The following is a 9,761-nucleotide window of genomic DNA, read 5'->3' as shown; positions in this document are numbered from 1 at the left end:
AAGCTCTCAAAGTCGCTGACATTTCAATACGATAAAGTGATTTATCTCATTGAACCTACTGAAGAAAACAGCCGACTAGCGCACGAACATGTCAAGATACTCGACTACCCAAACGGTGAAATCGCCATCCAATACGGGCATCGAAAACTCGAATTCAAAACCTTCGACAAACTCGAGCACGTTCAACAAACCCAAATCGTCGACAACAAACGCCTCGGCCAAGTTTTAAAATTTGCTCAGCAACAACAAGAAAAATTCGAACAACAACAGCAACGAACCCGCAGTAAGAAAGCCCCCAAGCGCCGTGCACAACAAAGAGCCCTACAAACCGCGCCTCGAGCCATCAACCCTGTCCTCACCGACCCCTTCAAAGCTTCCAGTCGAAAGACTTAACAAGGGGACATTTCTATTGGGGACAAATAAGGACATTTTAAAATGGGATTGACAGAGTATGTAAGCCCCAGATAGTAATGTCACTATTTTCCAAAGTTATTCTTGTCATCGTTTCCTCTTAAACCCTTAATACAACTGGTGCCTCAAGCATATTGAGTTCACCAGCATTCTCTAAATGCTCTTTTAACCCAATCATTATTGTTCCGTCTGTCTAACTTACATCTTCTTGTACTAATGATTCACCGCGCTGTGTGTAAACCTTGTGGGCATTGCTGTCGTTTCTTTTTCAGATTTTACACACGCCACCGTGTTTCTTGTTGGCTACACTCGTTGAATTCTGTTTTGTGTTATCCAGTAAGCCAGTTAAGTTTTCTCACACGAGCTCGTCTGTAAGTTTCCATGCTCAGTTTTTACAGCTCGCTCTAAAGTTTGTGTTTGTTGGTTAGACGATTGGATTACTCTGTGTTCTTCAGATCTACGTAATGTCACGAACAGACATGTTCACATCGGTTAAGTCACTTTACCGAAACTCACAAATATTCACGCTCGCGGTTATTTGCCCTTAGATCATCGTTGGAACGGATTTCGAATTAACGTTGATCGCGCGATCCTCATTACCTCTGAAGATCGGGAATTCAATCCCAAGGAATTGCTCAGTTTTGCGTACTGGCGTGACGAGCACCGGCAACTGGTTGAACGACACGGCAAAATTGAGTCCCCGAAATACTATTCAGCTAAGGAGCATCCCTTGCCATTTCGTGGTGGTCGTCGTATGCCGCCTAAGCCCTGGATCCCAGCCAAATTCAAATAATAATCAAGATAAATAGGATTAGCGATGAAAGTGAGTGTCTATATCGATCAAGCGCTGTTCAACCAAGCACTCAAAGCCGCCAAAGGCTCTGGAATGACGCCGTCCCAAAAAATCGCCCATTGGGCAGAAATGGGTCAATTCATGGAAACCAAATCCCTTGGCTCACTAAGGCTGATACAAAGTGGTCGTAAAAAGACATGACTCACCTACCCGCTTTCATTGATTTAGCGCAAGCACGGAGATTTACATAAAAGTATGGATGTGAACTCAATCTTTAGCAGTCGAGATTAAAAGTTTTAGCACCAATGGAGAGCGACAATATGGCAGCACAACTTCCTCACTCTACAAACCGCACAGCGCCGGCACCAAACGCGCCAAAGCGACACCTGAGCGCATGAATGCAATACTCGAAGCGTTACGAAAAAACAGACGGAAAAATAAGAAGAAACCGCCTAATTTTGATAAACAATACTTAGAACTAGTAACTTTGAGGTATGCTTTTGATCTGAAAGCACTTATTATAGGCGGAAAGCAAAAACCCGAGAGGGACTATCTTGTAGTCTGTCTCGGGTTTTCATATAGATTGCTGCAGGCGCTTGAATAATCAGTGGGGCCTAACAACTGCTATAAAAAGGATTATAGGTAATAATGGCGGAAAGTCAAGAAGCATACCCATACAAAGACATTATCGTAAATACAACAAAAAGTAGAGCTGAACAGATAGAAGTAGATCTATCTAACGAAAGACTATTGCCATACTTTAATGACGGTAAACACGATTGGCATATCGCTTTCAACCTGTACCTATATAATGCACGGTTATCAAAAGCTTTCTTGTACCCACTTCATATATTAGAAGTGGCTTTGAGGAATAAGTTACATGAACTATTTTGCTCAGTTTTCAATGATAACTGGCCTAATGATCCTGCTTTTCAAGCTATGTTAAATCAACATAGTTCGAACTCATTGAACAAAGCAAGGCAAAAAGTAAACAATCGAAGTACCGAGGACATAGTAGCTGCTCTTTCGTTTGATTTTTGGTCTAACTTCCTTTTTAGATCTAATTACGAAGCGTTTTGGCGTAGTAATTACTCTAAGCTAAATATTAATGGGCCTAAATTCCGACAATTTAAAACTAGAATTAATGAAGCAAATGACTTGAGAAACCGTATTGCTCACCATGAACCTATTTTAAGATTAGACTGTTCAAGTATCCATACAGAGATTTTAACTGCCATTCAGTGGCTTTCTTTTGAAATATATAGATGGACTAAAGAACACACTACTGTACCAGTGATTCTTCGTACTAAACCGGCCCCTACAGGAAACCCTCAACCATTACTAGGCGCCAAAGCTGATGATGATTTTGCTTCAGTTTCAAGTACCTTAACATTAGATTTATTACCCAATGAGACTTTTATTATTTGTGAAGATAAAGGAATCATCATTACAATGACAGATATAGGAAAGTACCTATTATCAAAAAAAGATAACCAAGATTTAATGCTTGAGTTACAAGATCACACTCTAGATATGGTGATAAGAACTAACCAACTAAATAAGAATTACATTGAGTGCAGCGAACACGAAAGTTACGCACATACAAAGAAAATCTTCAACAAGAAAAGGAATAAGTTTATAGTTGTCAAAGAATCAAAGATGGCGACGCTTGGTGTAATCCAGCAACCCCACAGACAGTTGTAAAAGTCAGAAGCTCGATGTTAAGCGACGATGTATGTAGGATCCAGATAACGCCAAAAGTTAAACTCTTGACGCTATGATCTCATGCTTAGCAGAATGACTTTCTTTGCGGTCTAGTCTGCCATAAAAGTAGCTTTACTATGTGTGTCAGCGTCTGCTTGAGCTTGGCAACTTTCACAGTAACCACCTTGCTCTTGATAGTATTCAACTAAGTCATCATCATCTAAAACATTATCGCATTCACTATGATACTCTTCTAATTCATGTGTATAACCAGAGCATTGAACATCTTCGATTAAATGACGAATAGAGTTTTCAAAATGGTACTTCTGGTTTGATGATAATGCATCGTACCCATTACCGATAGCAAATCTAGCAATTCCTAAAACAACACCTTCATCTGCGTTGTTATCGCGAGCTGATTGCTCAAGGATTTCTGGACTATTTGTGATGATTTCGTCTAAAGCACTTAGATTCATTTTTACCTACTTATTTTTTCTAACGTTGATTTTTGATATTACTGAACGCTCTTTAAGGTTTTAGCCTTGTGCCCCCTATCCACTAAGCCAACCTACGGTAAGAGCACCAAGGTATTGGGAATCAATAGTAAACAGTTGTTAACTTTTATTGCGCGGTCAATAAAAGGGTCTGGACATGGGCTAGTGCAGCCTGATCTCTCTTTCCAAAATACTTAGGTGCTTGAACTGGTAACCAAATTTCATTGAAATGTCTTCGAAAATCCTCATATAGTTCAATAGGGTATAGTTTGGCAGGAACTATACGCCCATCAGGGTACTTATGTTGATACATATCGAAATCATTCGGCTCAATTCCCTTGTTGTCTCTCAGCCATTTACAAAACATTCTACCTTCAGATATATCAGGAACCATATTCTCAGGAAGAGTGTAGCCAGCTTGCTCAAGAGGAGCGATGAGGTTCAAGGTCAACTCATTTAACATAGAAAATCGGTCATAAGGTACTTTACTTCGATTTTGAATATACCGATCAATATGAGCAGGCATTACTGCCTTTGCTCCCCCTTGTTGCCACTCCGTTACCCATTGTGAAACTTTAACCGCGAATTTTGCAGAGAGCCACTGACCTAAATTTATAGCTAAATAAGGATGAACCCATGTCCCCTGAGATTTAGGATCGCCCCCGCGAATCACATGAATTAATTGCTCTTCACTTAATTTAGTTTGTGCTGACAACTCATTAATAAATTCTTGTGTACCTTTTAGAGTTCGGTAATCAGTGAATCGCTTCCCTACTGATTGACATAGAGCTGTCGCGCTAATATAACCATCAGCTAGTCTTTGAGGAATGATCTCTCCTTCCTCAACTCGAGGAATTAATGCTAATTGTTCCAACTTACATCTCCTAATTGTAAAAAGTTATTGATTTGTTATCCACTACGACACCAAACTAAAACCACCAACTTTGAGTGGTTTGCTTGAAACATTATATTCTTGTGCCTTTAAAGCCTTTTTCTAGCTTCTGGCCAAGAGAAATGATCAGCGCGCGCTTTGGTTTTAGGTCACCGGACTTTGTATCACGCCCATATACAATCGTAATGTTAGCTTTATAATTTCGGTCAAGAGCAATTTGTTCAAGGTTCTCATCTGAGTTAAAGCTAATTGGAATCCTTTTGCTCTCTGAAATTGAGGGGATATGAGCTGCCCAACCTGTTTTATGACGTTCTAAGTCCATACTAGTAATATAAACATCGACGTTATTTTTAGGGATTGTTACATCACCTTCGTTGAAGTCATAACTTGGCAAAGCCTCTACTAACTCGGTATCAAAAGTAACTATTGGAGTATCAGATTTATTTGCACCTGAGAAAAACTTAACTTCAGCTCCCTGCTCCAATTTAGCTGGTGCAATGATTTTTCTTGCTTCTCTAGCTACTTTTTTTTGCCCATGGACTTCGATTGCATGGGCAATTGCAGACTGAATAGCATCTGGAGTTGTACTGTATGCCTCTGCACCTATATTGATGAATATATTATTATTGGCTTGAATTGTTGCAGTACTCTCATCTCGACCACCAAGCAACTTTTTCATATGATCAAGAGCCATCGAAGCTCCTGTTACGGCTAGTATTGCTACCAGAACGATCAATCCCTTACGAATATTTTTGTTAGTGATTCCAGCATTCATAAGCTTTTCATGGGTCCATTCGTTTACACCGGTTAAATGGCAGTCTAACGATTGCTGACTACCAAAAGCTAAACCAATTACTAAAACTTCCCAAAGACTTCCTTTGCTGACTTCATCAACGAAAACCTTAATGTCTTCGATCACAAGGTTATCATCAAGATGTTCAAGTACAGTTGGGAGCATTTTGATTAGCTCGGAATACCCTTGTAATGATCCAATAACATCATCTAATGGTATTGGCTCTTTATTGCTATAGTAAATTTTTTCTTGTGACTCAATATACATTGTGACCCTCAGAGCCTAACCATATAGCGCCATCAGACGGGAAATTTTACACTTAGAAAAAGGACTTTTCTGTCTGAGTTGATTTTAGGAAGTGATTATACCCATTAACCCTAGTTATAACAGTGATTTAAATCATTAGCTCTAAAACTAGGTGCTGATAGCTCAGTCTCTTATAGAGAGGATAAAAAAAGAGCCACTTCTATAACAAAAGTGACTCTTTTGATTGGTGTGAATTATCGGCGTTTTTTGTAGCGTTTTCGTGTGGTATTCGCCCTTACCACACGCCCGTTCTTGAGCGTGTAACCTTTCTTAAGTTGGCCGTTTGGTCGACGACCTTTGCACTTGTGTCCTTTCATTGGGGTTCTCCAGTTTTCGTATCCGTTGCTCTTGGTCTTGTTGCACTCGCTTTATCCAGTTGATGTCTGTTTTCAAAGCCGCAATCGTGCCGAGGCTTGAGACTCAACCTGTAATAAATGCAATGACCAACGCATCAAGAAACGCCATCACTTCGTTTTCCATCGAGATCCGTAATATTCAAGTAGGTATCGCACCATGGCGCGTAATTGGGAATAAAAGACAAAATGAATGAAACGAACGCTCTAATAAACAACAAAGTGTTTTGATAAAATTGAGCTTAAAAAGTGACACTGCAACATAACTACCCTCCACTTTAATTGACGAACAGTAACAGTGGCCTCGTGACTCGTTGTCACAGCAAGCCATAAAACTCGCACACATAACTCTGATTACGACAAACCGAACCACAGTAAATTTAACTGTATAAATATGCAGTTAAATTGATACCCCCGCAAAAACCACACTTATCGAGTGAATAGCATTCAAAACCAACGCCATGCGTACAGAATTTGTTCTAAAAATCAGTTTAATCATTAACTTTTCTGTATAATCTTCAATTCAATTTTAACTATTGGGTTCGAATGTGAATACTCGATAGAATCTCTGTTTGCGGTGACATCACGCATAACCACAAAGTTACATGTATGGATGATTAACATTTTGAGCGACAACGTATTCAGGCAAATCAATATATTCCTTTCGGTTTTTTGCCTCGCTGCCACTCTACTGTCGTTTATCTCTTACCATATGATCATGGATCAAAACTACGTTATCACTCCAGATAGATTCCCTACACTCGTTAACACTGACCAAGAACATAATGGTGGCACCAAAGGGGTGCTGTATAAGTCAGAAGACACCATTGAGTTACAGTGTGACTTTAAGCGTACCTATAGCTCGCCATTCTGTGAGATTGAGTTCGTTATCTCTACGGAAGGTAAAGGTCTGGATCTCTCAGTGTATGACTCAGTGACCATCAATATGGATTACGAAGGCCAAGAACAGCCAAGGTTTCGCTTTTACATTCGAAATTACGACGAGAATTACAGCGTTCAAGGTGACGCTATGTCTAATAAGTTCAATCGTTTAGATTTCTCGTTACCCGATAGAAAACACATCGACTTAGATTATTTCAATGTCCCTTTATGGTGGATCGACTATTACAACCACCCTATTACTAATAGCGCCGTAGACGTTACCAACGCAGTGTCGGTTGAGTTAGGGCTTGGTGCTAGCACACTTGATGGGCACCATAAACTGACAGTACAAAGCATCGTTTTTCACGGCAAGACGATCGACAAGTTTGTACTAGGAAAACTCTTAATTAGTTTATGGGTGCTGTATGCGATTTACTATATATCTTGTGCGTTATATCTAGCCAGAAGAACAAGAACAGATGCCGCACAGCAACAACGTTTGTTGACTCAAGAAATTGAAGAGCTAAAGATAAAGGCTACAACCGATCCGTTAACCGGCTGTAGGAACAGAACTGAAGCTTTAGATGCTTTCTATGATTTTGAATGGTTAGCCCAGCAAGGAAAAACAATTCACATCGCTTTGTTTGATTTAGACCATTTTAAGCAAATCAATGATCAACATGGCCATGAAGTGGGTGACAAAGTACTTATTCAGTTTGTCGCAACGGCGAACGAGAGTCTTGGTGAGCAATATTTACTTTATCGCTGGGGTGGTGAGGAGTTCCTTTTAGTTTGCCTGGAGCAAACTGCGCTACAGTGTAACGAATCTATCAATAATCTATACCTAGCAATCGACCAAAGCGTTTGGCCTAAAGCGCTTAAAGTAACGACTTCGACTGGAGTAACACAGCTTAAGCAACATGAATCGATACGTTCTGCAATTAAACGTGCAGACAAGGCACTCTACCAAGCGAAAGACAACGGACGAAACCAAGTCGCAAAGTTGTACTAAAGCTCGCTTGACTAGACTGCAGTTACACATTCAACTCTCTGCCAATACCCAATCAAGACGCCATTAATACCCTGTCGATATCTACTGTCCATTTAAGCCGCCGTTAGATTTTCAACGCAGACTAAAGAAGCCAAAAGCTTTACTGTCTCATTAGGGTTCTAATCGATATGTACGCCTCTAAGCGCGCTCTCACCATCGGTAATAACACATTCTGTAGTAACGCCATTAATCGCATTCTCAGGTTGAGATGTATCGTTTCTAAGCTTCCTAACTACTTGTTCTAAACCGCACATATCTGGCTAGTAAAAGCTTTCTCTAAGCAGTCGTAAGTCACTCGCGGTATCGGTTTTGAACATTACCGTCGTTACTTATCTCGCGCTGCTCTTCGAGGAAATCCTTATTATTCTGCTCCCGTCACGCTTCTAATCACGCACTCTGACCCACTAAAAATGGAAGTCACAACGTCACTATCCTTAAAAAACGCCATAGATTTAACTACTTAGACATGGTGACATAAATGCTGACACCCAAAATGATAGTTGTATTGTTTTCAGAGCTTGCTGTAATTTAATTACAAATAGGAGCCAAGAAAAGCCTGATAAGTGGATTACTCCAACGTAACTTACTGAATAAACGGCATTTAATGGTTTTGAATAGTTCGGGGTTTAGGGTAACTAAAGAGTTGGTATGTACGAGATAATATACTAGAGGGTAATATATTTAGTTATAGTGCGCTAAGGTGTTAAAAAAGAAGGGCTAATGCCCTACTCTTCTTTATTACTCATTTCTTCACGAATTTGCTCAGCAACGATTTTGATAGCTTGTGCTGTGCTGATGCCCTGGGTCATCATTTCTTGAATTCGTTCAACAGCTTTCTGTTGTTCTTCGTGAGAAAGGGTTGGTAAGTCGTTTAGCATAGTCTGCTCCTTTATTTAGGAGCAGAACTATATAAGGACTGTTAGTAACTAGCAAGGAAATTGATTGATGCACCCATTGCATTTTCATTTGTGTAGTTAGCACTTAAATCTAACTGGAACAAATTGAGTGGCGACAAACCAATACCTGCAGTGACTGTACCTTCTGAACCAGAGTATGCCAAATTCTTGTAGTACCCTGCCCTTAGCTGAAGCTGACGTAAAACATCAACTTCTGTACCAACGCGAATCATCTGTTCATTATCTTTGAACGAAGTAAACTTTTCGGTTTCATTTAAGTCATAGTCGACACTAAGCGTGAAGTAGTCCGCTACGATACCAGCACCTACGGTATATACTGGCTCTAGTTTGTATGCGTATTGGCCACCGACTTTGTGTGTCACATCGCTGGTCGTCGTACTCGTTAAAGTTTGAGATGTATCTTTGGTATTGATATCTCTAGATATTAAGTTGGTAGCCGAAAAGCCAACTCGAAATGGACCTGTGAACCAAAGCGCGCCAGCATCCATATTAAAAGAAGTTTCACCTTCACCATTGTCTCTTACATCAGACAAATCGTAGCTCTTAACAGAAGCAACGTAGTTGTATGTGTAAATACGTTGAAGTTTAGGCGTGATACCAAATGAAATATGCTGCCCCATAAAGGTTTGATATTTAGCGAGAGTTAATCCAACTTCGGTAACACCAATAGCAACGGCTTCTACCGTCGACAACTCAAGTTTATCGGCATCTGTCGCTGACGCTTCATTGTAAACATTTGGTGTAGCAAACGATTCTGTATAGGCTTTGCCGAATAGGTTAGCCGCTATAAATTGATTTGGGATAGCGAATGCGACAACACCACCAAGTTCAACATTAGCTTGGTTACCATCGAGTTTTTTAAGAGCTGCATCTAAATCTGCAGTGTTTGTCGCAGCCAGAGCGGAATCAATATTTGATTTCATGTCTTGGGGGTCATTATAACTACCACCAAAACTTGGCGTGATCATACCCATATCATCGTTACGACGATAAATAGCAACAAGTGCTGGGTTATAGAATGGAGCTGTTAGGAAGTTTGCTGAAACAACACCAACACCACCCATCGCATCACCACGCGCTTCAATGGCGTAGTTTGCTGCTGAAAGAGGAAGACTGGCGAATGCAATTGATGCTGCGAGTAGTTTAGTTGTATTTTTCATGCCGT

At 40.2% G+C, this 9,761-nt stretch carries 9 protein-coding genes and 3 pseudogenes; 5 read left to right on the top strand and 7 right to left on the bottom strand.

Translation table 11 applies throughout. The features are described 5' to 3' along the window. The 4 genes and pseudogenes from AB4180_RS20140 to AB4180_RS20125 all read left to right on the top strand — a co-directional run. Positions 1–393, top strand: a pseudogene (locus AB4180_RS20140) (transposase); the annotation flags it as partial. A 526-nt stretch (positions 394–919) separates the two neighbouring features. Further along, positions 920–1,204, top strand: a pseudogene (locus tag AB4180_RS20135) (DUF3653 domain-containing protein); the annotation flags it as partial. Positions 1,205–1,228: 24 nt separating this feature from the next. After that, positions 1,229–1,405, top strand: coding sequence for a hypothetical protein (locus AB4180_RS20130; protein WP_167855760.1), 177 nt, complete (start codon positions 1,229–1,231; stop codon positions 1,403–1,405). Between the two features lie 447 nt (positions 1,406–1,852). Continuing rightward, the gene (locus AB4180_RS20125) at positions 1,853–2,908 is read left to right on the top strand and encodes an Abi family protein (RefSeq protein ID WP_102249588.1); all 1,056 of its coding nucleotides are present in this window, start codon (positions 1,853–1,855) and stop codon (positions 2,906–2,908) included. A gap of 110 nt (positions 2,909–3,018) precedes the next feature. Here AB4180_RS20125 and AB4180_RS20120 read toward each other — a convergent pair whose 3' ends face one another. From AB4180_RS20120 to AB4180_RS20100, 5 genes and pseudogenes are all read right to left on the bottom strand, one after another. Beyond that, positions 3,019–3,384 (bottom strand): hypothetical protein, encoded by a 366-nt coding sequence (locus AB4180_RS20120; protein ID WP_102249589.1) that lies wholly within the window; start codon positions 3,382–3,384, stop codon positions 3,019–3,021. Positions 3,385–3,529: 145 nt separating this feature from the next. Further along, a complete protein-coding gene (locus tag AB4180_RS20115) occupies positions 3,530–4,276 on the bottom strand; it encodes a KilA-N domain-containing protein (RefSeq protein ID WP_102249590.1) in 747 nt (248 codons plus the stop codon). Between the two features lie 91 nt (positions 4,277–4,367). After that, complete coding sequence (locus tag AB4180_RS20110; RefSeq protein ID WP_102249591.1) at positions 4,368–5,354, bottom strand: hypothetical protein; 987 nt, start codon at positions 5,352–5,354, stop codon at positions 4,368–4,370. A 233-nt stretch (positions 5,355–5,587) separates the two neighbouring features. Further along, positions 5,588–5,710 carry a hypothetical protein gene (locus AB4180_RS20105; protein WP_258186662.1) on the bottom strand — a complete coding sequence of 41 codons (123 nt, stop codon included), beginning with the start codon at positions 5,708–5,710 and terminating at the stop codon, positions 5,588–5,590. Next, positions 5,664–5,858, bottom strand: a pseudogene (locus tag AB4180_RS20100) (hypothetical protein). Before AB4180_RS20100 ends, AB4180_RS20105 begins: the two are co-directional and overlap by 47 nt. 501 nt (positions 5,859–6,359) lie before the next feature. Between AB4180_RS20100 and AB4180_RS20095 the strand changes: the two are divergent. Then, entirely contained in the window at positions 6,360–7,640 is a 1,281-nt protein-coding gene (locus tag AB4180_RS20095) for a GGDEF domain-containing protein (RefSeq protein ID WP_032499462.1), read from the top strand. Between the two features lie 764 nt (positions 7,641–8,404). Here the strand turns inward: AB4180_RS20095 and AB4180_RS20090 are convergent. Both AB4180_RS20090 and AB4180_RS20085 read right to left on the bottom strand, forming a co-directional pair. Then, positions 8,405–8,557, bottom strand: coding sequence for a YoaH family protein (locus AB4180_RS20090; protein WP_004731009.1), 153 nt, complete (start codon positions 8,555–8,557; stop codon positions 8,405–8,407). Positions 8,558–8,598: 41 nt separating this feature from the next. Next, the gene (locus AB4180_RS20085; protein ID WP_017101860.1) at positions 8,599–9,756 is read right to left on the bottom strand and encodes a conjugal transfer protein TraF; all 1,158 of its coding nucleotides are present in this window, start codon (positions 9,754–9,756) and stop codon (positions 8,599–8,601) included. Between the last annotated feature and the right edge of the window lie 5 nt (positions 9,757–9,761).

The organism is Vibrio sp. 10N.286.49.C3 (assembly GCF_041469545.1).
Lineage (GTDB): Bacteria > Pseudomonadota > Gammaproteobacteria > Enterobacterales > Vibrionaceae > Vibrio > Vibrio tasmaniensis_A.
This window is presented reverse-complemented; position numbering and strand designations above follow the sequence as displayed.